Here is a 22,569-nt window from a genome sequence, read left to right as displayed (position 1 = left end):
CCCGCCGCTCTCACAGCCAGAGGAAATCCATGCGTTCCGAATTCATCTTCACGTCCGAATCGGTGTCCGAAGGCCATCCCGACAAGGTCTCCGACCAGATTTCCGACGCCATCGTCGATCTGTTCCTGTCGAAGGATCCCGAAGCCCGCATCGCCTGCGAAACGCTGACCACGACTCAGCTCGTGGCGCTTGCCGGCGAAATCCGCTGCAAGGGCGTTTATGAAAACGGCGAATGGGCGCCGGGCGCGCTCGACGAGATCGAAAAGACGGTCCGCGAGACGGTCAAGAAAATCGGCTATGAGCAGGAAGGCTTTCACTGGGAAACGCTGACCTTCGAAAACCATCTCCACGGCCAGTCGGCGCACATTGCCCAGGGCGTCGATGCCGCGGGCAACAAGGATGAAGGCGCGGGCGACCAGGGCATCATGTTCGGCTATGCGATCGACGATACGCCGGACCTCATGCCCGCCACGCTCTATTACAGCCACAACATCCTGCAGCGCATGGCCGCCGACCGCCATTCGGGCGCCGCGCCGTTCCTCGAGCCCGACGCCAAGAGCCAGGTGACGTTGCGCTACAAGGACGGCAAGCCGGTCGCCTGCACCGCCGTCGTCGTCTCGACCCAGCACGCCCCGGGCTATGACAAGGGCGAGAAGGAAGCCGAGCTCAAGGCCTATGTGAAAAAGGTGATCGGCGACGTGATCCCGGCCGAGCTGCTTTCGGACAAGACCGAATATCACCTCAACCCCACCGGCAGCTTCGAAATCGGCGGACCGGACGGCGACGCAGGCCTTACCGGCCGCAAGATCATCGTCGACACCTATGGCGGCGCGGCGCCGCACGGCGGCGGCGCGTTCAGCGGCAAGGACCCGACCAAGGTCGACCGTTCGGCGGCGTACATCACCCGCTATCTCGCCAAGAACATCGTCGCGGCCAAGCTCGCCAAGCGCTGCACGATCCAGCTCGCCTATGCGATCGGCGTGTCGAAGCCGCTGTCGCTCTATGTCGACACGCACGGCACCTGCGCCGACGGCGTGACCGACGAGAAGATCGAGGAAGCGATCGGCAAGATCGAAAAGCTGGGCGGCCTCACGCCGCGCGCGATCCGCACGCATCTCGGCCTCAACAAGCCGATCTATGCCGCGACGGCCGCCTATGGCCATTTCGGCCGCACCGCCGAGGGCGATTATTTCCCCTGGGAACGCACCGATCTGGTCGAGGACCTCAAGGCGGCGATCGCCTGATCGCGCAACGGGGCGTTGGCGCAACCGCCAACGCCCTGTACGCTCCCGCGCGACACAGGATCGCGACGGGGCTGATCGATGCGCAAATTGCTGTTGTTGCTGGCGGCGCTAGCCGCCACGCCGGTCGCCATGCCGCCGGCATCGGCGCAGCAGACGGTTTCCGTGGACGAACAGGCCGCGATCGCCGACGCCGAGCGGCGCGGGCATCTGATCTACGCCTATGATCAGGCCGCCTGGCACGGCACCGACGACATGGTCGAAAAAGTCCCCGACTATGGCTCGCGCATCGGCGGCTATGTCGTCGAGGGGCCGGTCGCGGCGCCCCGACTGTTCTTTTACGATCGCGACACAGAAACGCCACGCGCGGTTTATAGCGCCCGGTTCGAGGGGGCCCGGCTGGTTTCCAGCCATGTCTATTCTGACAACGAGGACCGCAGCCTTTCGCCGCGATTGCTGGGGATGATCGCGGCGCGCGATCTGGCGCTGGAGGCCGCGATCGCTGAACGCGTGTCGATGTGCTCGCGCGACAACCCCAATTTCGTCGTGCTCCCGCCGGATACGCCTGACGCGCCGGTTTCGGTCTATCTGCTCACGCCGCAGCCTTCGGCGCGCAGCTATGCCGCGGGCGGCCATTATCGCTTCGACATCGCCCCGGACGGCACGCTTGCCGAGTATCGCCGCTTCGCCAACAGCTGCCTCACGCTCGAAGCGCCGCAATCCGAAGTCCAGCGCGCGTCGGGGATGATGGGGGTCACGCATCTGCTCGATCCCACGCCGACCGAGATTCACGTCTTCACCGCGCTGGCGAGCGGCATGCCGCTCGTCGTCGCCACCACCGAAAACTCCCGCACATGGCTGATTCGCGACGGCCATATCACCCCGTTCGCGCTGTCCGACGGAGAAGAGTGACTCCCGATCGCCCACCGCTCCGCCATCACGCGACGGAATGAAACGGGAACGTCGCAGGCCTTGCCGGAAACCGAGAAACGCTCGCTTTCCTCACGTCCCGCGATCCGCGCCAACCAACGCACGGATTCGCGCGACAAAGCGCGTCGGCGGGCAATCGGGCCCTGGGATTCCCCGTATGCGGAAGAACCCAATAGGAGTCCGCCCGTAGTTCCGAATCGCTCCCGTTAACCCTTATCAAAGCGTTAACAGGAGGAGTTGCCCATGTACGCTTACTCGACTTCGCGCCCCGACACCGACCGCGCCTGCTTTGCCTTCCAGCCGATCGTCGACGCCGAAACCGCCCAGCCGGCGGCGCATCGGCTGGTGCTCCGCTGCCCCGCGGGCGGCAACGCGATCACCGAGGCGCATGTCGCCGAAGCGGCGGTGAACGCGGCGGCCGCAGCGGGACTCGCCGGTGCCGAAGCCCCGCTGCTCCTGCCGCTCGCCGGGCGGGGCGATACTCCAGAGAAACTGCTCCACGCCGTGTTCCGCGCCGCGCTGGTCCATCAGCTGCCGAGCGACGCGCTGATCGTGGCGATCGATACCGGCGACGAGGGCGCCGCGCAGCTGGTCGCGGGGTGCGAACGCCGCGGCATCGCCGTCGCGCTCGAAGGGTTCGCCGCCGCGCCCGAAGCCATTCGGCTGCTCGCTCGCGTCACGCCGCGCTTCGTGCTGCTCGATCCCGCGCTGGTCCGCCGCATCGAGACGAGCGGGGCGCGCCGCGGCATCCTCGACGGCGTCGTCCGCCTTGCGGCGCGGATCGGCGTGTCGGTAGTCGCGCCCGGGATCCAGACCCCCGCCGAGCTTGCCGCGCTGCACGCCGCCGGTATCCGCCATGTCGCGGGCGACTGGATCGCCCCGGCGAGCGCGCGCTTCGCGCAGCCGCTGCTGTGCGACGAACCCGCCTTCGGGCTTGGCCGCGCGGTCACCCCGCGCCGCGCCAATGCCGCGCTCGTCCGTCGCGAGATCGGTGCCGCGCATCGCCGGCTGCAGCATCATCACCGTGCGGCTGGCCACGCCGTGCCCGCCGCCGAGCCGCTCAGAATGCCGCTCCCGGCCTGAAGCCGCGCGACGAGGGATGAATCCGCGCCTGGGGCGACTCCCCTTCCGCGAATCCCTCTATGATTAATGCATCATGAGAAGCCGAAGGAGTTGCGCATTGCAGGCCGAGCCCATCTGCCCCCAGGCATATGCGCCGGACTTTGATCTGGCGATGGCGTTTCAGCCGATCGTCGATGTCGTCGGCGGAGGCATCTTCGCCTATGAGGCGCTGGTGCGCGGTCCGACGGGCGAAGGCGCCGAAGCGATTCTCGCCGCCGTGACGCCAGAACAACGCTATGCTTTCGATCAGAAATGCCGCGTGACTGCGATCCGCGAGGCCGTAAAGGCCGGGATCGGCGCCACCAGCGCGCGCCTTGCGATAAATTTCATGCCCGATGTGATTTCCGATCCGATGGCGGACAGCGAAGCAACACTGGAGGCGGCGAAGGAAACCGGGCTGCCGCCCGAACGGCTGATCTTCGAATTCAGCGGCCTTGACCGGCTCGACAGTTCGCGCATGGCAGATACCATCTCCGCCTATCGCCGCATGGGAATGATGACGTCGTTCGACGATTTCGATTCGCATGCCGACGGCCTCGGTCTGCTCGGACGCTTCACGCCCGATATGATCAAGCTCAATCCCCAGCTGGTGCGCAATCTTTCGAGCAGCTGGTCGCGCCGGCTGATCGTCGAGAAGATCGCAACCGTCACGCATCGCCTCGGTATAAGGCTGGTGGCCGAAGGCGTCGAAAACCGCAGCGATTCGGACAAGCTGCGCTCGCTCGGCATACGCTATCAGCAGGGCTATCATATCGCCCGGCCCGCCGTCGGCCGCCTGCCGCGCCCCTTTTCGGGCTGACCCGCTTTCGCGAAGCCGCCGCGCGCGCTAACAGGCGCGCCGTGTCCGATCCTACCACCATTCGCCGCCTCTACGGTCGCCGTCAGGGGCATAAGCTGCGCGCGGGCCAGGCCGCGCTTGTCGAGGAACTGCTGCCGCAGGTCAGCGTGCCCGAAGAAGGGCCGCTCGACGCGCAGACCCTGTTCGGCGACGCGCGCCCGCTCGAATTCGAAATCGGCTTCGGCTCGGGCGAGCATCTCGCCGGGCAGGCGGCGATGCGGCCGGACCACGGCTTCATCGGCTGCGAGCCGTTCCTCAACGGCGTCGTCGGCGCGCTCGGCCATGTCCGCGAAGAGAATCTCGCCAATGTCCGCATCCATATGGGCGACGCGCTGGAAGTGCTCGAACGCTTTCCCGATGCGAGCATGGAGCGCGTCTATCTGCTCCACCCCGACCCCTGGCCCAAGGCGCGCCACGCCAAGCGCCGGATGATGAACCACGGCCCGATGGACATCATCGCGGCGAAGCTGAAGCCCGGCGGCGAATTCCGCCTCGGCACCGACGATCCCACTTATTGCCGCTGGTCGATGATGATCATGAACGCGCGCCGCGATTTCGCCTGGCAGGCGGAAAGCGCGGGCGACTTCCTCAATCGCCCCGCCGACTGGCCGGAGACGCGCTACGAACGCAAGGCGCGCCGCAAGGGGCATGAGGTGTGGTATTTCCGCTGGAAGCGCGCCGAGTCGTAGTATAGCGTTGATTTGTATAGCTCTTTTCTGATCCTTGCTGCGCCAGACCAGCGGTCTCTTGGCGGCTTTTCCGCTTCGGCGATTGCAGGAAAGCAGCTGCGGAAGGTTCGCTGAGGAATTCCCCTTGATCCACAAAATCAAGGTCGAAGCGTGCGGCGATGGTGGATCAGGGTTGCACCACCGGCCCGACAATTGCCTGATGGAATCGTTCACAGACTGCCGCCACTTCGCCGGGGTCGTGCGGCACGGAAAGGTCGGACAGCGCGCGAAAGAAGCCATCATGGCGGCTCGGTGTCGACACCAGCGTCATTCGGGCCGGACCTTCGCCAAGTGCTGAAAAACCGTGCGTCACTCCTTTCGTCACAAGGATATGGTCGCCCGCTTCCCCGCGCACCCGGTCTTCGCCGATCAGGAACAGCAACGCGCCGTCAGTGACGTGGAAGACTTTATCCTCGTCGAAAGAGATATGCGCCGGTGCGCCAAGCCCTGTTTCAACGGTCATCGCCATCACCGTGCATGGCGCATCGCCGCCGCCAAGCAGGCTGTCTGCCGTGATCCCCGAGAAGCAGGCCTGGCCCTGAGAGGTTAAAAGGCCGCTGCGGCAGGGTGTGTCGTCACGATCGACTGTCATGATGAATTCCTTTCTGCCAGCCTGACCTAGACACCCGAAACTGGTCATGTAAGGCAGTAAATCCTGCCATCATTGTTCAGGATTCTGAATAATGCCCAGACTCGATCCGGTGATGACATTCGTGGAAGTCGTGCGCGCAGGCAGCTTTTCCGCTGCGGCGGAGCGGCTGGAAATGCCGCGATCGACCGTCAGCCTGCACATCAAGACGCTGGAAACCGAACTCGGCACGCGGCTGATGAAGCGCTCCACGCGATCCTTTGCACTTACCGATGACGGGCAAAGGCTGTTCGATCAGTCGGCAAGCGGACTTCAGACCCTGCTCACCGCGCTGGAGAATGTTCGGGGGCGTCCGGGAGAGTTGCGCGGGCTGATACGGATCGCGGCCCCGGCTGACTTCCCCGCCAGCTTTCTGGCAGGGGCCGTGACGGAGTTTCGGGAAATGCATCCCGCGGTCCGCTTCCAGATCATGATGTCCAGCACCACGGCAGACCTGATCGATGACAATTTCGACCTGGCGGTCCGTATGGGCAATCGAGGGAACCAGGACAGAGTGGAGCGCCCGCTTCAGAATATTCACTGGCGGTTCTGCGTCAGCCGCGACCGCGTCGGCGATACGGGCGTGCCCCGATCCATCGGCGAGATCGACCGGTTTCTCTCCCCCGCATCCGATCTGCGAAAATTTCTGGAAAGCACCGTTCTGGGGAACGAACAGCTTCCACCGGCAGAAGTGACTGCCGACAATCTGGCTCTGCTTCGCGATCTGGTACTAAGCGGGTGCGGTACTGCGCTCCTTCCCGCCGGGATGTGTGCAGAGGCGATTGAGAGCGGAACGGTCGTGACATGTCTTGAAGACAAGACCGCTGTCGCCACCCGGCTGGTGCTGACCTTCCCCAGCCGCGCCGATATCCTGCCGCGTGTCCGCGCCTTCGCCGATATGCTGTCTTCGCAGTTCTGACAGGCGGCGCTGGCTTTACGCGGGCGAAACAGACTTCGACCGGATCCGCTGCCACACCAATCCGGCACAAATAATCAGGGATGCGGCCAGCAGAGACACGTTCATCCAACGGGCCAGCGGATCCGCCGCCGTCCAGCCAAACGCCGCGAGTTGGATAGCGCAAGCCGCAGCAATCGCGGTCAAGGTGAGCAGTCGCAATCCCATCGAGAGGCGCGGCAATTTGAGTGGCGGGGCCGCGACCAGCAAGGTGAGGAGCGTTATCCCGGCATAGGCCTCTGCGGGCGATATCAGGCCCATCGCCGCGATCAGCGCCGATGTGGCGAGCGCGAGCGGCTGGCCCCACAATATCGCACACCAGAGCCGTTCGAGAATGGCGGAGTGCCGTCCCTTTGATCGCCGCCGTTCGAACCAGATGGTCATGCCGGTGGCGGTGATCCAGCACAATGCGAGCCCCAGGAGCACATAGAGCAGGCGCATGGGCAACCCGCCGAATTTGCCGACATGCAGCGGATAAAGCGCAGCCTGTATCTGCTTGCCCGCACTGCCGTCGGTGAAGCCGCTTTTGACAAAATCGCTGCCGTCCCCGGTCGGATACCAGGCTTCGCCATTGGCGAGATCGCGGGGGGCGTCCGTGCCGATTTCGATAACCGGGTCCGGGCTGCCGGCACGCTGCACCAGCAGGAAGTTCACCTTTGCCGGCGCCGTCCGTCGTTCGACATCGTCAATCATCGCGGCAATGTCCGGCGGCGTTTCCGCTACCTGCGGAGCCGCCGCCGCGGGCGGGCCGTAAAGTTCGCCCGCATCCTTCTCGAGAGACCCCAATAGCGGCCAGGCAATCGCGACAAGCGCCAGCGCCGCGCCGGTCAGCGCGATGGCGGTATGGAAGGGCAGCGCCCACACGCTCATCCGGTTGTGCAGGTCGGCAGCCTCCAGCCGCCGCGAACCGCCGAGGCGCAGCCGAAAGGCATCCTTGAATATCCGGCGATGGGCCAGAACCCCCGTTCCGATCGCACCCAGCAGCGCAACGCCCGATATCGCGATCAGCAGACGGCCCCAGGGAAACGGCAGATGCAGGCTGTCGTGCAGGCTGACGAGAAAGGTCGTCCACGGGGTGACAGCCGGGGCCACCGGCGTCCCTTCGGGATCGGTCCAGCTGTCCAGCACGCCGGGCACGCGAACGCGCATGCGCGGCAGATCGTCTGTCGGGCCAAAGACCATTACGGTGGCGTTCGGATCGCCTGCCTGCTCGACACCTGCCGCAAGCGCTGCCGCGAAAGCACGCGCATCGCCTGCCGCGACCCGCGGCGCGGCGGGCTGTTCCCAGCGTTTCCACTCCGGCGCGACCATGCTGACGGTGCCGGTCAGGCAGACCTGATACATGAGCGCGCCCAGCACCAGCCCCAAGAGCGAATGCGCCCGCAGGGACTGGGCGATCAGGCGGGAAACATTCATTGGATGTTCCGAGCAATTATGGCGAGGGCGACAATCCCTGCGACTAGCGCCATCGCGGCTGACAGGTGCGCAGGTTTCGCGCTGCCGAGAGCCCAGCCTCCCAAGGCTGCCCAAAGCAGCGGGAACAGCAGGATCGCCGAAATCATGCGCAGATCCGGGCCGCCGGGAAGCCAGATCGCTGCGGCTGCGGCTGCCGCGGCAGCCGTGATCGGCGCGCACAGCCCTGCGCTCGCCCAGCGCAAGGCCAACCGCGTCGACGCCATCGGATCGTCAACCGCCGCAACGCGCGCCTTGGGGCTGACGCGCGGGCGTCGCGTCGCATTGGCGACCACAAAACCGAGCGCCGGCACGGACACGGCAACCGAAAGCGTTGCGACTGCCAGTTCCGCACTTGTCGCCTGCAGAGCGAAGAACACCGTGGCGAATAATGCGATCGCCGCGGCGCACAACCATAGCGCCCGCCGCTGCGGCTGCGCCCATGCGAGCCGCAGCGCCAGGACGCAGCCCGTCAGGCCGAGCGCCGACAAGGCGACGGGAAGCGGCGGCATCAGTACCGTGCTTGCAACGTCACTCCGATGACGCGGGAGCGCCCCATAGTGGCGTAATAATCCTGTTCGCCGCCGCCATATCCATAGTCGGTGCGGTCGAAGTACGTGTAGTATTGCTTGTCGAACAGGTTTTCCGCGAACACCATCAGGGAGACATTGGGCAGTGCGTAGCCGACACGGATATTTGCGATCAGATAATCGCCAAGCTCGTCGATCGGCGCGTTCTGCATGTCGCGCGCCAGAAAGGTGCCGGTATATTTGACATCGGCACCGGCAAAGAAGCCCTGCCGGGGACGATAATCGACGCCCGCGGCGACCGTCCAGTCGGGTGCCTGCGGAAATGAGAGGCCGGTAAAGTCCCCCAGATCGGCCGCCTGGAAATCGGTGAAACGCGTGTTCACATAGCCAACCGACAGAAAGCCGGAAACATCGGGAAGCGGGGTCAGCTTCGCTTCCAGTTCGCCACCATAAAGACGGGACTTGCCCGCATTGGCGACGATTCGTGTCCGGCTGCCGTCCGCATTCACCGTATCGAACTGGATCTGCTGGTCGGTCCAGTCGGTATAAAACATGTTGAGCGCAACGGTCCCCGCCGGACCCAGATCGTGCCGCAGCGAGCCTTCATACGTCGTCGCCTTCTCGGGGCCGAAGGTCATCACGACACCGTCGCTGTCTCGCGTGATGCCGCCGGGGCGCCAGCCGCGTTGGAAGACGAAGCCCAGCTTGGTTTCCGGCGACAGCGCCACGTCCAGGCCCAGCTTGGGCAGAAATTCGGTCTCGTCCCGCGTTCCGTCGTAATCGACATTGGAAACGGGCTGCGAATTATCGGCGTAGCTGCGCGTCAGATGCGATACGAGCAGCATATCCGTATGGTCGATGCGCCCCCCGGCGACCAGACTGACCCTGTCGACGACGGGCACCGTGATTTCGCCGAACAGCGCATAGTTGCGGGCACGATTGAGCAACGTGCTGTCGTCGGTGCGTGTCGTGGCGCCGCGCGGGGTGGTTATGTTCCGATCGGCGCGGGTGCGCGAGAAATTGTAATAGAGACCCGCAACGCCGCGAATGCCGCTGGCGCCTTCATAGTTGAGGCGCAGCTCCTGTGTGAATACGCGGTCCTTCTCGCCACCGGTCGTTACGAGCGTCTCGCCGGCCGTTCCGGCATTGACCGATCCGCGATCGGAATGGGTGTTCACCAGCGCGGTGATGGACGACAGAATGATCTCGGGCGACAGCTCATAGGTGATCCGTGACGCACTCGAATGGTTCTTCGTGCTGCGCACTTCCTGATAGTAAGGCGCATTGAAGTCGCCGCGCCGATCGGCGAAATCCCAGCCCAGACCCGGCCCGCCAATATCGTCATAGGCCGGGGAATCGTAGCTGTAGGCGTGTGAGAAATTGGCTGTCAGGCCGGGCAGCGGATCGAGCCGCACTTTACCGCGAAGCTGGTAATATTCATCCTCGACCAGCTTCCCATAGCGGTCATACTGCTCGAAATCGGGATAGTTCACTTCGCTGTCGCGCCGCTGATATTCGGCCGCGAAGCGAACCGCCACCACATCCTCCACCAAGGGACCGCCAAGAGCGATAGCGGCTTCGCGGGTTTCGAGCTCACCGGCACTCAGCCGGGCGGCGGCGTCAAAGTCATAGCCGGGGTCGCGCGTGTTGACATAAATGGCCCCAGCCATCGCGGCCCGGCCCGTCAAAGTGGATTGCGGGCCGCGATACACTTCCACCTGTTCCACATCCCACAGTCCGCGGGCACCGCGCCGGGTTCCCATCCGGGACTGCTCGGCACCGTCGACATAGAGCGCGGCGAGCGGCGCCCCCGACACCAACCCCTCGGAATTGACCCCGCGGATGATGAAGCCGGTGTCCAGCCAGTCGCCGTCCATGACATTACCCATGGTGCGGAACGCTTCGCGGAAACTGGTGAGGTCCCTTTCCCGGATGTCCTGCGCCGTTGTCACAGCCACGCTGGCCTGCGTGTCGAGCAATGTGCGCTCCACCTTTTGTCCGATTACGATGATTTCCGTCGGCGCCCTGCGCTCCGATGGTGTCGCCGCAGATGGCGCCGGGGACCAAGCCTCGGACGTCTGCGGCGCTGCCGGCCGAGGCGCTGGCGCAGCAGCCAGAATATAGCCGCCCTTCCCGTCCGGCCGCGCGACAAGCCCGCTGCCACGCAGCAACGCATCAAGACCCTGACGCGCCGAATAGGTGCCGCGCAGGCCACGCGTCCGTTTGCCCCGCACAAGATCGGGGTCCACTGTAATCATGACACCTGCCTGCCTGCCCAGGCGTGCGATCGCCGAACCCAGCGACCCGGCGGGGATATTCAGCCGAACTTGCGCGCCCGTCTGCGCCGATGCCGGCTGAGCCGAGAGCGTTGCCCCGGCGCTGGCCAGGGCGACAAGCGCCGTGGCGTGGAAGAGTGTTCGTGCGAACTGGTGCATTGGTGTGAGCCTCTTGTAATCCGTGTTCCGTGATCCGCTTTCACCAGCGGGACGGACGAGATCCGCAAACGGCTCAAAAAAGTTCAGCGCGGGGTGATCACGATTTCGCTGTCCGCCTTCCGCACATCCAGATCCGCAGTGCGCGCAAGGCCCTCCAGTGCCCGGTCGATATCGGTCAGAGGGTAGCTGCCGGTCACACGGCGCCCGGCCAGTCGCCCTGCTTCGAAACGGATGGGTATGGCGCTGTAGCGGCCAAGTTCCAGCAATACCGCCGACACTTCCAGATCGTCCGCTTCGAGCCACCCCTTGGTCCAGAGCATGGCGAGCTCCGGGTCGATGTCTGGCAGGCGCGTAACGGCAGCCGAGGTCATGCGCGCACGTTGTCCGGTGGACAATGCCAGGCAGCGCGTGTCCGTCTGCGGCGCATCGCCCGGACACACGCGCACACGCGATTGCGTTACCGTGACGACGCTCGCCGATCCGGTTTGTCGAACGGCAAAGGCCGTGCCCAGGGCAGTGGCACTGCCATTCTTTGTGGTCACGATGAAAGGACGCGACGGGTTTTTGCTGACTTCCGCAAAGACCTGGCCCTTGTGAAGATGAACCCGCCGCCGATCGGCGGTCAGCGTCACATCGACCGAGCCGTCGGTATCGATCGTCAGGCGGCTGCCGTCATCCAGTTCGACTATGCGCTGTTCTCCGCGCCCGGTGTGATAGGCGATTGCGGGCGCGTCGGCGGGTTGCCCGCGCAGGAGCAGCCAGCCGGCGACGGCAAGGCACAGCGCCAGCAACGTCGCCCCGCCGACACGGCGGGCATTGGCCCGCTGGCTCAGCAGCTTGCGCAGGGCCGTCTTCTCGACAGCTCCGCCCTGATCCACCCGATCATGAAAACGCAGCATCCGCTCCAACACCTCACGGTGGCCGGGGTCGGCTGCGCACCAGGTTTCACACTCGGCGCGTTCGCCCTCGGTCATGTCGCCTGCATCGATCATTGCCGCCCATCGGGCGGCCTGGTCGATCACAGCCTGTTTGTTGTAGGTGTCAGCCATCAAGCGGCTTCGGCAAGGGCATAACAATGCGCATAGGCAAGCGCGATATGGCGCTTGACCGTACTCAGGGAAATGCCCAGCCTCGCAGCTATCTCGTCTTGCTTCAGGCCTTCGATGCGGCGCAACACAAACGCCTGCCGCGCCTGCTCGGGCAGCGCGTCCAGCAAGCGAATGATCGCATCGAGAAGATGTACCGCTTCGATAGTTCTTTCGGGAGTGATGGCGTCATACGCTCCCTCAGTCAGAGCAAAGGCATCGCGCACGGCCCGCTCGATCTCGCGACGGCGGATATCGTCGATCAGCAGGCGACGGGCCACGGTCGCCAAAAATCCACGCGGCGCAGAAGGCATCGGCTGAGCCGGACGTTCCAGCAGGCGGCAGAATGTATCCTGCGTCAGGTCGGCCGCGCGCTGCGCACAACGCGTCCGGCGCCCGAGCCAGGCCCGCAGCCAATCGGCATGATCTGAATATAGCAGTTCGATGTCGCCGGCTGGCCGATGCGCCCGCATGAAACCCCCTGATCATAACCCGGCGATCATGGTTCTTCGTCGTCGAGCAAATATGCTCCGCCGCATAACGCAAATGCGAATGATTTTCAACAAAGGGCTGGGAGGGAGACGATAGCGCTTCGGCTCAGCCTGTTTGGCTAATGGCAGCCGCCTGCAAAGCGACCTCGCCGACGTTCAGGCTCAGGGCAAGGCGGGCCGTACCCAGCGCCTCAAGATCGAACCATTCGGCTTCAAGCGCGTCATCACCGGCAACAGCTTCGCCGGAACACCATCGGCACAGCACGGCGACAAGGATGAAGTGCCGACGAAGCCCGCCATGCTCATCATGATCAAAGGCATCGACAGCCGTGAATACCTCCACTGCTTCGCCGCGGATCGCGGTTTCCTCGTACAGTTCGCGAATCGCGGCCTGTTCGATGGTTTCGCCGGATTCGATCTTCCCGCCGGGAAAGCCCCACCGCCCGGCATCCGGCGGATTCGCCCTACGAACCAGAAGAATCCGCCCCTCCCGAAGAACAACGGCGATGGTCGCCGCGATTGGCCGGTCTGTCATGATGTGCTGCTTTTCCACTTCAGAAAGGCCTTCTATTCTCCGCCCGGCGCGATCCGTCGATTTGCCTCTTCCCGCAGGATTTCGCACATATCCCGCGCGGCAGACGAGGCGGTTTGCGAGGTGAGCAGCCGGATTTCGATCGGAGGCAGATCGGGAAGGCCGAACCGGCCATCGACGCAGACCATATCCTGCGGAACCCCGTGCGCAGTGCGTACCGCTATTCCAAGCTTCGAGCGGAGTGCGGCCCAGACATAGGAAAGGCTGGGGGTTGTCACCGCCGCGCGCCACGGCAGTCTGGCACGGTCCAGGGCGGATAGCGCCGCTTTACGAAACAGGCAGGGGTGGTCGAACATCACCAGCGGCACGGGCGCCGCCCCAGCGCGTCCGAAGCTCTCATGGGCAAGCCAGCGCATCGGCAAGGTGCAGAGCAGCTCCCCTTCGCCCCCGGAACCCGCGTCGCAATAGACGATGGCGCCGTCCAGCCTGCCAGCGGCGATCTCCTCGGCAAGCTTGTGGTTTTGACCGGCCCGGATATCGACTTGCGCGGTCGGATACCGGCCGGAAAACGCAGTGAGCGTCGCCGGCATGACATCCTCGAAAAAATCCTGCGGCAATCCGAGACGCACGACGCCGGTGGTCGTGGCAGCACCCAAAGCGAGCGCCGCTTCGTCATTCAGGTCCACGATCTTGCGGGCATAGGCGATCAGCGCCTCGCCGGCGGCGGTGGGAACGAGCCCCCTGCCTTTGCGCACGAACAGTTGCGCGCCCGCCTGCTCCTCAAGCTTCTTGAGCTGCATGCTGATCGCCGATTGCGAGCGCCCCAATTGCACCGCCGCGCGCGAGAAACTGCCCAGGTCCGCCCCGGCGACGATGGCACGCAGAGAGTCAATGTCGAACGACGCCGTCATTTTCGAATCTATGAACTCACAATTCAAATACATTCGTTATTCGAATTGATAGGTGCGTGCTACGCAGCGGTCAAGTTCCAGCCTCCGCTGCGCCAATCCGGGAGCACAACGCGCGTTGCCAGTCATCGACGAGACATCCCCGCCGCACAGGCACTCGATGCCGCCGGTCATCCTCGCCGGCGGGGTGATACTGGCGCTCGCCTTCGGGGTCCGCTCGGTATTCGGCGGTATCGTCGAACCGCTCTCGAACGATCTGTTTGGCGGACGGATTGAGATTTTCTCATTCTCGATCGCGATCCAGAATCTCGTCTGGGGCCTCGCGCAGCCCGCCTTCGGCCTGATTGCCGACCGCTATGGCGATCGCCGTGCCTTGTGGATCGGCCTTGGATTTTACGCCGTCGGCATGGTCGTCTGCGCGCTCGGGACGACACCACTGGCCCAGCATCTGGGCGCCGGGCTGCTGATCGGAATGGGCATCTCCGGCACGGCATTCGGCATTGTCCTGGCGGTGGTCGGCAGGGCCGCACCCGTCGAAAAGCGCAGCCTCTATCTCGGCATCGCGTCAGCTCTGGGTTCGGCGGGACAGGTGGTGATACCGCTCGCGGCTGCGTGGCTCATCGAATGGCTGGACTGGCGGCTGGCCATGCTCGCCCTCGCGACGATGCTTGCGCCTGTGGCCCTGTGCATTCCCTATCTGCGGGCCGAAGCCGCCCAAGGTGACAGTAGCGGCGAAAGCCACCGCATCGATCCGAGCGCGCTTGTCGGCACGGTCGTCTCCGCCTTCCGGCATCCCGGCTTCCTGTTGCTGAACGCGGGCTTCTTCGTCTGCGGCTTCCATCTCGGCTTCATCACCGCCCACCTGCCCAATTATGTGGAGCATTTCTGCACCGGCACCAGCATGTCGCCGGAGGAATTGCGCGCGTTCGGCCTCAAGGCCCTATCGATGGTCGGCCTGGCCAATATCCTCGGCACGGTTCTCGCCTCACAGCTGGGCATGATCTTTCCCAAGCCCTACATTCTGTCAGCGATCTACGCCTTCCGGGCCTTGGTGATTCTTTCATTCATCAGCCAGCCGGTCACGCCGCCATCGGTGATGATTTTCGCCTTCGGCATGGGAGTGCTGTGGCTTTCGACCCTGCCGCTGACGAGCGCGCTGGTGCTGACGATGTTCGGACCCCGCGTGATGGGCACGCTGTTCGGATTCGTGTTTCTCAGCCATCAGCTCGGCAGCTTCCTTGGCGTCTGGCTCGCCGGCGACTGGTATGATCACTACGGCAATTACGCGCTGGTCTGGCGCGTCTCGATACTGCTCGGCGCGCTTTCGGCAGTGCTGCACCTGTTCGTCAGGGAACGCCCCCTGACGCCCGGACCGGCGGCCTAGCCGATGGAGACCCTGCTTTTCCGCCCCCGGTTCTCCCTTAGCCGCTCAGCCTGATCGCCCTTCCCCTCCCTGAATATGAAGAATTGCCATGATCCATCTAGTCCCGTTTAGCCCTGAGCATTTCGATCTCGTCTGCAGCTGGTTCACCAATGAAGTCGAAGCCGTGCAGTGGGGCGGGCCAGTCGTCAGCTATCCTCTCACCGCCCAAATGCTTCAGGCGATGCTCGACGAAGGAAAGACGAATCCTCCTAACCGGCTATGCTGGATGGCCCAGGAGGACGGCGAATTTGTCGGGCACATCCAGCTCGCCCTGGATTGGCGCAACGGCAATGCGACGCTGTCGCGCGTGGTCATCGCTCCGCAGATGCGGGGGCAGGGAAAGGGCAGCCAGATGCTGCGCCTTGTCGTTGAGCATGCCTTCGGCTTCGAAACGATCGAGCGCGTCGAATTGAATGTCTACGCGTGGAATTCGGTGGCCATCAAAACCTATGAGAAGCTGGGCCTCACGCTGGAAGGCAACCGCCGTGCCTCCGCCCTGGTCGATGGCGAGCGCTGGGACACCTGCATCATGGGCATTCTGAGAGAGGACTGGTCTGCTCTCAATGCCGATTCCCAATGCGCCTAGCGCGCAGCGGCGGGGAAAAGATTTTTCGTCAGATAATCCAGGAAAACCCGCAGTTTGGGAGATAGAAAGCGGTTCGAGGGCCAGAGAAGCCGGAACGTCGCCGAGTGCTTTACCGCATCCTCGAGCACACTGATCAACCTGCCCTGTTCAAGATACGCATTGACCGAGAAGTCCGGCAGGCAAGCGATGCCCAGCCCGGACTTCGTCATTTCCAGCAGAGGCTCGATAGCATTCGAGACGGCCGCCTTCGGCAAACTGTCCACCGCAACGCCTGCACCATCGCCCGAGAACCATCGCTCCAGCTTGCCGGTCGAAGGATAGCGGTGAAGCAGGCAACGATGGCCGGTGAGGTCCGTCGCATCGCCAGGAATCCCGTAGCGCTCGAAATAGGCCGGGGTGCCGACAAGTTTGAAGCGGACGTTTCCGAGCGTGCGTGTCATCAACCGTGAATCGCTGACTTCACCCGTGCGGATCACCGCATCGAACCCCTCTTCGATCACGTCGACGACCCGATCGGTGAAATCGATATCGAGCTCGATATCGGGCCAAGCCTCCAGGAACGCCGCAAGCGTCGGCATCATCAGCATCCCGACCAGCGGCATGCTGACACGAAGCACTCCGGTCGGCGCCTCCTGTGTCTGCGACAATTCCAGTTCCGCCGCCTCCATCTCGCGCAGGATATGGCGGCAACGGACAACGAACATGCGGCCTTCCGGCGTGAGCGTTATGGCGCGTGTCGAGCGATGGAACAGCCTGACGCCCAACCGCTGCTCCAGCCGCGCCACGGCCTTGCCGACAGCGGATGAGGAGATGCCCAGCCGCTGACCAGCCAGGGTGAAGCTGCATGCTTCCGCCGCCTGGACGAAAACGCCGAGCGAGCCGAGGCTCTCCATCGCTTGGGTCATAATAGCGGACAGTTTAGTCCGAATTGATCGGAATTACAGCCTGTTTTTCCGCAATGAGCATCCTGCCATTTGAGCTGCGTGCAATGCTCAGATGAGGTGCCTATGTCCCCCGCTTTCCGCTCCGCCCGTGCCGTGATCGACAGGTCCCTGACGTCATGAGCGGGAGGATGAAGAGCCCGCAGCCTTCTGCAGCCATGCAGACCGGCGCAATATCGCGCCCGTCAGACCATCTCCCCTGGGGTGGCTTGCTGGCGCTTTCCCTGGCGGCGTTCATCACCATTCTGACCGAGGCGCTACCCGCGGGGCTGCTGCCTCTGATCAGCAGCGGCCTCGGTGTGTCGGAGGCGGCCGCCGGGCAGCTCGTGACGGTCTATGCCGTCGGCTCGCTTGTCGCCGCGATTCCCCTCACGACATTTACACAGGGTATCCGCCGCCGCCCGCTTCTGCTCGCCGCGATTGCCGGCTTTCTTGTGGCCAATACGATCACGGCCGTTTCACCGGACTATACGCTCACATTGGTCGCGCGCTTCATCGCCGGAATTTCGGCCGGCCTGCTTTGGGCGCTCGCCGCCGGCTATGCCGCCCGCATGGCGCCGGAGCATCTCAAGGGGCGGGCAATCGCGATTGCAATGGCCGGCACGCCGTTGGCGCTCTCATTCGGGGTACCTGCAGGCACCTTCCTGGGGGCATGGATCGGTTGGCGAGCCTGTTTCGGACTGATGAGCGGCATGACCGTCATTCTCCTCGTCTGGGTGCTTGCCACCGTGCCGGACTTCGCGGGAGAGCCCGGATCTGCCCGCCGATCGGTAAAGAGCGTCCTCATGCGCCCCGGGATCCGCCCGGTGCTTCTTGTCGTGCTCACCTTCGTCGTCGCTCACAATATTCTGTACACCTACATCGCCCCGTTTCTGGCCGGTGCCGGGATCGAGGAACAGGTCGATACGGTCCTGCTGATGTTCGGCATTGCGTCGCTGATCGGCATCTGGGTGGTCGGGGTTCTGATCGATCGCCGGCTGCGCGCACTGACACTTGGGAGCACCATGCTCTTTGGTCTCGCGTCCATCGCCTTCTGGATCGGAGGCGATGGCCCCTTGGCCATTTACGGTGCCACCGCTCTATGGGGGCTGGCTTTCGGCGGTTGCGCCACGCTATTTCAGACCGCGAGTGCGAAAACGGCCGGGCCGGCGGCGGATCTCGCGCAATCGATGCTGGTCACGGCATGGAACATGGCGATCGCCGGCGGAGGCGTGATCGGCGGGGTGCTGCTTGATCGGTTCGGCGCCGGAGCCTTTGCCCCGACGATGATCGCATTGCTCATCATCTGTTTCGCCGTAGCCCTCAACGCGCGCCGCCACGGTTTCCCGGGATGAGCGATGCAGGCATCCTGGGCGCAATGTGCCTACCCAACGATACGCTCGCCGGGTCTTCTCGCAGTCGATCATCGCCCCCTCTCGGCGCAGCAGGATATGCAAACGTCGATATCCGAACCGCCCCCGCGGGCAGGCCAGCTCGCGCAGCTTGTCGCGCAGATCCCCGGATCAGGTCCGGGATGACAAGGGGATGATTTGGGAAGGGAGTATCCTCCTCAGTCCGCCACGTCGTTCCCGCTGCGCCGCCACAGGCCGCGCGCCAGCTTCGCCGCCATGCCCGGCGGGCCGGGCCGCACGAACAGCCAGTCGCGGATCATCGGACCGCCTTGCGCGCCGACCACGCGCTTGTAGCCGCTGTCGCCCGCGCCCCAGTCGACTCGCCTGATGCCGTGATCGAGCGCCTGAACGAGATTGCGGTAATAGAGGAGTTTCCCCGGCGAATGCTTGCCGAACTGCGGATCATAGCTGTTGGCGACCGCATATTTCAGGTCGCCTGCATTGACGTCCAACGAAAAGGCCGCCGGTTCGCCGCCGATGGTAAGCACCGCCGCCGCCATCATCTGCGCCAGCACCGGATCGGCGGCTGCCGCGCGCCAGAAGGCGCCGTGCCCCTCACGCGTGAACTTGGCGTCGCTGCCGTCGGTGCGTTCGGCGATCCAGCTCTTCTCCTCGATCGCGGCGAGATCGTCGAACACCGCTTCGTTCCATGCCGGGCCCGACACGAAGCGCCAGTCGAGCGCGCCCATTTCACCGAGATGCTTTTCGTGATTGCGGTTCCTGCGCAGCGTCGAACTGCGCGGCCAGGTGCCCTCGGCGCGCAGCGCGCCCATATCGAGCAGGAAGCTCTGCGCGATTGTCCGGTCGATCACGGTCCAGCCGCGCGCGGCCGCCGCGGCGCGCAGCATCTCCAGGCCCGGATCGCCGTCATAGACCGGGCCGATACGCAGCGCGTTCACTTCCCGCCCCAGCCGGTCGAGCAGCAATTCGGTGCATTCGGCGCCGGCATCCTCGCGAATCGGGAAACTGCGGAACGGCCAGTAGCAACCCGGCACGCTCGCCAGTCGCAGCCATTCGGGGCCGGTCGCGATCAGCGGAAGCGCCGCCACCGGCTCGTTCTCGCGCAAGGCGAGGATCGTCCGCGCATGCCCGCCATAGGCGGCAAGCGCGGCGGCGAACCAGCCATAGCGCAGGAAGCGATGCGTCGGCGCCGCGCGTTCGGCGACCGTATCGATCGCCGCCGACAGCCCTTCGACCACCTCCAGCGACAGCGCCGGCGGCAGCTTTGGAAATTCGGATAGCGGCATGGCCCTGGTCATCGCCGCCTCTGGTACGGCAAAGCGGTTACCAAGCCGTGGACGTTTTGCCTGCGCGGCGACGCGGCCTATTCGCCGGGCGGGGTTTCGCGCACCCATTCGCGCGCGGCATTGATTTCCTCAAGCTGAAACGCACGGATTTCCGCCGGCATCAGCGCGCCGACCGCGCGCGACACCGGACCGATCCAGCCGCGGTCGGTGACCACCGCAGCGCGGGCGAAGCAGTCGAGATGACTGAAACCCCAGGTCACGTCCTTCCACCACAGCGACGGCGCCATGCCGGTGAAGCTCCTGATCACTTCGACGACGCTGACCCGGCCGTGCCGCGCGATCTGTTCCTCGAGCGCGGCGATCACGGCGTCATATTCGCCGGCGCCGATCTCGCCGTCGACGGTGAATTCGATCACTCCGGCAGTCGCGTCCTTGTCGAACGTCAGCAATAGCCCATCCTTCGCTTGCAGCATTGACGATATGAGGCATAACGAACGGAAATGGAAAGCTTTCCGCATCTTTCTACCGTGGCCGAAACGATTCGCACGGCAGTCGCTCCGGTGTTCCTGCTCGCCGGGATCGGCGGGATTCTCAATGTAATGGTCGGACGGCTGGCGCGCATCGTCGATCGCGCGCGGACGATCGAGAAGCTCCATTCCGATTCGATCGGCGTCGAGCATGACCGCCAAGTCCGGGAGTTGCGGCTCATCAATCGCCGCATTTCGGTGATCAACCGCGCGATCTTCCTGTGCGTGTCGAGCGCGATCGCGATCTGTCTGGTCGTCGCGCTGATGTTCGTTTCCGAACTGATCGACCTGCATTTCGGCGTTTTCGTCGCCAGCGCCTTCATCACGTCGATGCTGCTGCTGGTGGCCGGGCTGGTGCATTTCCTGGTCGAAGTGCAGATGTCGCTCGGCGCGATCCGCATCCGCAGCGAATTGCTCGAACACGATACGTGACCCCCGCGGCGGAACGGCGATTGCTGCAGGCCGCGCTGTGCGTCGCGGTGGCGGTGCCGCTGGTCACGGCGGGTATCGGCATCGTGCGCGGCGCCGCATGGCTGACTCCGGGCGAAGTGCCCGCCGATCTCGACAGCCATTTCCGCTATCTTTCGGGCATCTTCCTGGCGCTCGGAATCGCCTTTGCGAGTTGCATCCCGGGAATCGAGCGCAACGGCGGGCGGTTCCGGCTGCTCGGCGCGATGGTCGTCGCGGGCGGCCTCGCGCGGCTGGTGTCGGCACTGAGCATCGGCCTGCCCTCGGCGGGCCATGCCGCCGGGCTCGTCATGGAGCTGGGCGTCGTCCCGCTGCTGATGCTGTGGCAGGCGCGCGTGGCGAGACGCAGCTAATTCCTCCCCGAGACGAGCTCGGGGAGGAATTAGCGCTAAGGCAACACTCCCTCAATTCCCGCCCCGGCATCGACCGTCGGCAGATATTCCGGCACCACCCGCGCCTGCGCCTGCTGCTCATAGGCATAGCCCGCTTCGAGCAGCGTCGCTTCGCTATAGGCGGTGCCGATAAAGCTCAGCCCGGCGGGCAGGCCGTGGACCAGCCCCATCGGCACGGTGAGGTGCGGATAGCCCGACACCGCCGGCCACATGCTCGCCGACGGGCCGTCGAACTGGTCACCATGCACCGGATCGCTCAGCCAGGGCAGGCCGTAGGTGGGCGATACCAGCAGCGCGACATCGCCCTGCGCCAGCATCACGTCGATCCCTTCCGGCCCGCTCATGCGCGCCGATCGCTCGCGCGCGGCGCGATAGCCTTCGTCGTCCAGCCCCCTGGTATCGGCGGCCATCGCGAAGATTTCCTGCGCGAAATAGGGCATTTCGGCCTCGGCATTGTCTTCGTTGAACGCCATCACCTCGGCCAGCGTCCGAGTCGTCACGGTCGACGGCGTCGTCGCCAGATAGGCGTCGAGATCGGCCTTCAGCTCGACCAGCAGAACGTGGAACTCGTCTTCGTCGAGATCGGGATGATCGGGCGGCGTCACTTCGACCAGCACCGCGCCGGCGGCCACGAGCTGCTGCAGCGCTTCGTCATATTTCGCTTCGAGATCGGCCGACATGTCGGGCCGCAGCACGCCGATCCGCACCCCCTGCAGCGCGCGCGGCGACAGGTTCGCGGCATAGTCGCGCTGGTGCGAATCGGCGTCCGCAGTCACCGCATCGGCGGGATCCGTCCCGATCATCGCCGAAAAGAGCAGCGCAACGTCGCGCACGCCCCGCCCCATCGGTCCGGCCGTATCCTGGCTGTGGCTGATCGGCACGATATGCGTGCGGCTGACCAGCCCGATGGTGGGCTTGAGGCCGACAATGCCGTTCATCGACGCGGGGCAGACCACCGATCCGTCGGTTTCGGTGCCGAGCGCGACGGCGGTCAGGCTCGCCGCCACCGCGACGCCCGATCCGCTCGATGAGCCGCAGGCGGTGCGATCGAGCGCATAGGGATTGCGCACCAGCCCGCCGACCGCGCTCCACCCGCTCATCGAAGCGGTCGAGCGGATATTGGCCCATTCGGACAGGTTGGTCTTGCCGAGCACCACCATCCCCGCGTCGCGCAGCCGCGCCACCACCGGCGCGTCGCGATAGGTGCGGTTGTCGGCGAGCGCGAGGCTGCCCGCCGTGGTCGGCAGTTCGCGGGTTTCGATATTGTCCTTCACCAGCACCGGAATGCCGTGAAGCGGCCCGCGCGTGCGGCCCATCGCGCGCTCCTCGTCGAGCAGCCGCGCCTGCGCGATCGCGTCCGGGCTGACCGCGATCACCGACCGCAGCGTCGGACCCTGGCGGTCGATTTCGGCGATGCGCGCGATATAGGCGCGCGTGATCGCTTCGCTGGTCAGGCTGCCGTCGGCCATCCCCGCCTGCAGCTGCGCGACAGACATTTCAGTTATGTCGAACGGTTGCGGCGCGGGCGCCTGCGCGGCGGCGGCGGTCGAAACACTTGCATCCTGCGGCGGCGGGGGCACATCCTGCGGCGCACCGATCGCCAGAGCCAGTGCCGGCAACAATTTCAGCATGCGTGTCCCCCGTGGCCGATTTGTCACGACGCTATGCAGAAATGGTTGCCCGTACAAGCTTGACGCGGCGCAGCACCGTTTGCAGCGA

At 64.8% G+C, this 22,569-nt stretch carries 23 protein-coding genes and 1 pseudogene; 11 read left to right on the top strand and 13 right to left on the bottom strand.

Annotated elements, in window-relative coordinates; translation table 11 throughout:
- Positions 1-29: 29 nt before the first annotated feature.
- The 5 genes from metK (at position 30) to trmB (ending at position 4,820) form a co-directional block, all read left to right on the top strand.
- Positions 30-1,244 carry a methionine adenosyltransferase gene (metK, locus tag G5C33_RS03855; RefSeq protein WP_165326002.1) on the top strand — a complete coding sequence of 405 codons (1,215 nt, stop codon included), beginning with the start codon at positions 30-32 and terminating at the stop codon, positions 1,242-1,244.
- 78 nt (positions 1,245-1,322) lie between these two features.
- Positions 1,323-2,153 carry a hypothetical protein gene (locus G5C33_RS03850; protein ID WP_165326001.1) on the top strand — a complete coding sequence of 277 codons (831 nt, stop codon included), beginning with the start codon at positions 1,323-1,325 and terminating at the stop codon, positions 2,151-2,153.
- A gap of 261 nt (positions 2,154-2,414) precedes the next feature.
- Complete coding sequence (locus tag G5C33_RS03845; RefSeq protein WP_165326000.1) at positions 2,415-3,254, top strand: EAL domain-containing protein; 840 nt, start codon at positions 2,415-2,417, stop codon at positions 3,252-3,254.
- A gap of 97 nt (positions 3,255-3,351) precedes the next feature.
- The gene (locus G5C33_RS03840; protein ID WP_228275184.1) at positions 3,352-4,092 is read left to right on the top strand and encodes an EAL domain-containing protein; all 741 of its coding nucleotides are present in this window, start codon (positions 3,352-3,354) and stop codon (positions 4,090-4,092) included.
- 41 nt (positions 4,093-4,133) lie between these two features.
- Positions 4,134-4,820, top strand: a complete 687-nt coding sequence (gene trmB / locus G5C33_RS03835; RefSeq protein WP_165325999.1) for a tRNA (guanosine(46)-N7)-methyltransferase TrmB — start codon at positions 4,134-4,136, stop codon at positions 4,818-4,820.
- 166 nt (positions 4,821-4,986) lie between these two features.
- Here the strand turns inward: trmB and G5C33_RS03830 are convergent, their stop codons facing one another.
- Positions 4,987-5,451, bottom strand: a complete 465-nt coding sequence (locus G5C33_RS03830) for a cupin domain-containing protein (RefSeq protein WP_165325998.1) — start codon at positions 5,449-5,451, stop codon at positions 4,987-4,989.
- Positions 5,452-5,542: 91 nt separating this feature from the next.
- On the opposite strand from G5C33_RS03830, the gene G5C33_RS03825 reads away from it, so the two are divergent.
- Positions 5,543-6,406 carry a LysR family transcriptional regulator gene (locus G5C33_RS03825; protein WP_165325997.1) on the top strand — a complete coding sequence of 288 codons (864 nt, stop codon included), beginning with the start codon at positions 5,543-5,545 and terminating at the stop codon, positions 6,404-6,406.
- Positions 6,407-6,421: 15 nt separating this feature from the next.
- Here G5C33_RS03825 and G5C33_RS03820 read toward each other — a convergent pair whose 3' ends face one another.
- From G5C33_RS03820 to G5C33_RS03790, 7 genes are all read right to left on the bottom strand, one after another.
- A complete protein-coding gene (locus G5C33_RS03820) occupies positions 6,422-7,858 on the bottom strand; it encodes a PepSY-associated TM helix domain-containing protein (RefSeq protein ID WP_165325996.1) in 1,437 nt (478 codons plus the stop codon).
- Positions 7,855-8,385 carry a hypothetical protein gene (locus G5C33_RS03815; protein WP_165325995.1) on the bottom strand — a complete coding sequence of 177 codons (531 nt, stop codon included), beginning with the start codon at positions 8,383-8,385 and terminating at the stop codon, positions 7,855-7,857. Before G5C33_RS03815 ends, G5C33_RS03820 begins: the two co-directional genes overlap by 4 nt.
- A 20-nt stretch (positions 8,386-8,405) precedes the next feature.
- Positions 8,406-10,859, bottom strand: a complete 2,454-nt coding sequence (locus G5C33_RS03810) for a TonB-dependent receptor domain-containing protein (RefSeq protein ID WP_165325994.1) — start codon at positions 10,857-10,859, stop codon at positions 8,406-8,408.
- A gap of 83 nt (positions 10,860-10,942) precedes the next feature.
- Positions 10,943-11,908: a FecR family protein gene (locus tag G5C33_RS03805; protein WP_165325993.1), complete on the bottom strand. Its 966-nt coding sequence runs from the start codon at positions 11,906-11,908 to the stop codon at positions 10,943-10,945.
- Complete coding sequence (locus G5C33_RS03800; RefSeq protein WP_165325992.1) at positions 11,908-12,417, bottom strand: sigma-70 family RNA polymerase sigma factor; 510 nt, start codon at positions 12,415-12,417, stop codon at positions 11,908-11,910. The genes G5C33_RS03805 and G5C33_RS03800 overlap by 1 nt, the downstream gene beginning before the upstream one ends.
- A gap of 124 nt (positions 12,418-12,541) precedes the next feature.
- The gene (locus G5C33_RS03795; RefSeq protein WP_228275183.1) at positions 12,542-12,988 is read right to left on the bottom strand and encodes an NUDIX hydrolase; all 447 of its coding nucleotides are present in this window, start codon (positions 12,986-12,988) and stop codon (positions 12,542-12,544) included.
- A gap of 14 nt (positions 12,989-13,002) precedes the next feature.
- Positions 13,003-13,878 (bottom strand): LysR substrate-binding domain-containing protein, encoded by an 876-nt coding sequence (locus G5C33_RS03790; protein ID WP_165325991.1) that lies wholly within the window; start codon positions 13,876-13,878, stop codon positions 13,003-13,005.
- A gap of 157 nt (positions 13,879-14,035) precedes the next feature.
- On the opposite strand from G5C33_RS03790, the gene G5C33_RS03785 reads away from it, so the two are divergent.
- Together G5C33_RS03785 and G5C33_RS03780 are read left to right on the top strand one after the other, a co-directional pair.
- Entirely contained in the window at positions 14,036-15,259 is a 1,224-nt protein-coding gene (locus G5C33_RS03785; protein ID WP_165325990.1) for an MFS transporter, read from the top strand.
- A gap of 88 nt (positions 15,260-15,347) precedes the next feature.
- A complete protein-coding gene (locus tag G5C33_RS03780) occupies positions 15,348-15,884 on the top strand; it encodes a GNAT family N-acetyltransferase (protein ID WP_165325989.1) in 537 nt (178 codons plus the stop codon).
- On the opposite strand, the gene G5C33_RS03775 is transcribed toward G5C33_RS03780, so the two are convergent.
- Complete coding sequence (locus G5C33_RS03775; RefSeq protein WP_228275182.1) at positions 15,881-16,789, bottom strand: LysR family transcriptional regulator; 909 nt, start codon at positions 16,787-16,789, stop codon at positions 15,881-15,883. The genes G5C33_RS03780 and G5C33_RS03775 overlap by 4 nt on opposite strands.
- Before the next feature lie 167 nt (positions 16,790-16,956).
- Between G5C33_RS03775 and G5C33_RS03770 the strand changes: the two genes are divergently transcribed.
- Positions 16,957-18,159, top strand: a complete 1,203-nt coding sequence (locus G5C33_RS03770) for an MFS transporter (RefSeq protein ID WP_228275181.1) — start codon at positions 16,957-16,959, stop codon at positions 18,157-18,159.
- Positions 18,160-18,186: 27 nt separating this feature from the next.
- Here the strand turns inward: G5C33_RS03770 and G5C33_RS03765 are convergent.
- The 3 genes and pseudogenes from G5C33_RS03765 to G5C33_RS03755 all read right to left on the bottom strand — a co-directional run.
- Positions 18,187-18,321, bottom strand: a pseudogene (locus G5C33_RS03765) (IS3 family transposase); the annotation flags it as partial.
- Positions 18,322-18,374: 53 nt separating this feature from the next.
- Complete coding sequence (locus tag G5C33_RS03760; RefSeq protein ID WP_165325988.1) at positions 18,375-19,475, bottom strand: GNAT family N-acetyltransferase; 1,101 nt, start codon at positions 19,473-19,475, stop codon at positions 18,375-18,377.
- Positions 19,476-19,540: 65 nt separating this feature from the next.
- Positions 19,541-19,936, bottom strand: coding sequence for a SpoIIAA family protein (locus tag G5C33_RS03755; protein ID WP_165325987.1), 396 nt, complete (start codon positions 19,934-19,936; stop codon positions 19,541-19,543).
- Positions 19,937-19,963: 27 nt separating this feature from the next.
- On the opposite strand from G5C33_RS03755, the gene G5C33_RS03750 reads away from it, so the two are divergent.
- Positions 19,964-20,422, top strand: a complete 459-nt coding sequence (locus G5C33_RS03750; protein ID WP_165325986.1) for a DUF2721 domain-containing protein — start codon at positions 19,964-19,966, stop codon at positions 20,420-20,422.
- Positions 20,419-20,811 carry a DUF4345 domain-containing protein gene (locus G5C33_RS03745; RefSeq protein ID WP_165325985.1) on the top strand — a complete coding sequence of 131 codons (393 nt, stop codon included), beginning with the start codon at positions 20,419-20,421 and terminating at the stop codon, positions 20,809-20,811. Before G5C33_RS03750 ends, G5C33_RS03745 begins: the two co-directional genes overlap by 4 nt.
- A 35-nt stretch (positions 20,812-20,846) precedes the next feature.
- On the opposite strand, the gene G5C33_RS03740 is transcribed toward G5C33_RS03745, so the two are convergent.
- Entirely contained in the window at positions 20,847-22,481 is a 1,635-nt protein-coding gene (locus G5C33_RS03740; RefSeq protein ID WP_165325984.1) for an amidase, read from the bottom strand.
- Positions 22,482-22,569 lie beyond the last annotated feature (88 nt).

The organism is Sphingosinithalassobacter tenebrarum (assembly GCF_011057975.1).
Lineage (GTDB): Bacteria > Pseudomonadota > Alphaproteobacteria > Sphingomonadales > Sphingomonadaceae > Sphingomonas > Sphingomonas tenebrarum.
The sequence above is the reverse complement of the archived record's forward strand: the minus strand, read 5'-3'. Positions and strand labels throughout refer to the sequence as shown.

What these genes read in the sequence shown, in the direction of transcription:
- G5C33_RS03760 (WP_165325988.1), bottom strand. Translation starts at nt 19,475, where the DNA reads ATGACCAGGGCCATGCCGCTATCCGAATTTCCAAAGCTGCCGCCGGCG.
- G5C33_RS03850 (WP_165326001.1), top strand. Translation starts at nt 1,323, where the DNA reads ATGCGCAAATTGCTGTTGTTGCTGGCGGCGCTAGCCGCCACGCCGGTC.
- G5C33_RS03800 (WP_165325992.1), bottom strand. Translation starts at nt 12,417, where the DNA reads ATGCGGGCGCATCGGCCAGCCGGCGACATCGAACTGCTATATTCAGAT.
- G5C33_RS03780 (WP_165325989.1), top strand. Translation starts at nt 15,348, where the DNA reads ATGATCCATCTAGTCCCGTTTAGCCCTGAGCATTTCGATCTCGTCTGC.
- G5C33_RS03770 (WP_228275181.1), top strand. Translation starts at nt 16,957, where the DNA reads ATGAAGAGCCCGCAGCCTTCTGCAGCCATGCAGACCGGCGCAATATCG.
- G5C33_RS03755 (WP_165325987.1), bottom strand. Translation starts at nt 19,936, where the DNA reads ATGCTGCAAGCGAAGGATGGGCTATTGCTGACGTTCGACAAGGACGCG.
- G5C33_RS03775 (WP_228275182.1), bottom strand. Translation starts at nt 16,789, where the DNA reads ATGACCCAAGCGATGGAGAGCCTCGGCTCGCTCGGCGTTTTCGTCCAG.
- G5C33_RS03785 (WP_165325990.1), top strand. Translation starts at nt 14,036, where the DNA reads ATGCCGCCGGTCATCCTCGCCGGCGGGGTGATACTGGCGCTCGCCTTC.
- G5C33_RS03750 (WP_165325986.1), top strand. Translation starts at nt 19,964, where the DNA reads ATGGAAAGCTTTCCGCATCTTTCTACCGTGGCCGAAACGATTCGCACG.
- G5C33_RS03740 (WP_165325984.1), bottom strand. Translation starts at nt 22,481, where the DNA reads ATGCTGAAATTGTTGCCGGCACTGGCTCTGGCGATCGGTGCGCCGCAG.
- G5C33_RS03845 (WP_165326000.1), top strand. Translation starts at nt 2,415, where the DNA reads ATGTACGCTTACTCGACTTCGCGCCCCGACACCGACCGCGCCTGCTTT.
- G5C33_RS03805 (WP_165325993.1), bottom strand. Translation starts at nt 11,908, where the DNA reads ATGGCTGACACCTACAACAAACAGGCTGTGATCGACCAGGCCGCCCGA.
- G5C33_RS03825 (WP_165325997.1), top strand. Translation starts at nt 5,543, where the DNA reads ATGCCCAGACTCGATCCGGTGATGACATTCGTGGAAGTCGTGCGCGCA.
- G5C33_RS03810 (WP_165325994.1), bottom strand. Translation starts at nt 10,859, where the DNA reads ATGCACCAGTTCGCACGAACACTCTTCCACGCCACGGCGCTTGTCGCC.
- G5C33_RS03820 (WP_165325996.1), bottom strand. Translation starts at nt 7,858, where the DNA reads ATGAATGTTTCCCGCCTGATCGCCCAGTCCCTGCGGGCGCATTCGCTC.
- G5C33_RS03790 (WP_165325991.1), bottom strand. Translation starts at nt 13,878, where the DNA reads ATGACGGCGTCGTTCGACATTGACTCTCTGCGTGCCATCGTCGCCGGG.
- G5C33_RS03830 (WP_165325998.1), bottom strand. Translation starts at nt 5,451, where the DNA reads ATGACAGTCGATCGTGACGACACACCCTGCCGCAGCGGCCTTTTAACC.
- metK (WP_165326002.1), top strand. Translation starts at nt 30, where the DNA reads ATGCGTTCCGAATTCATCTTCACGTCCGAATCGGTGTCCGAAGGCCAT.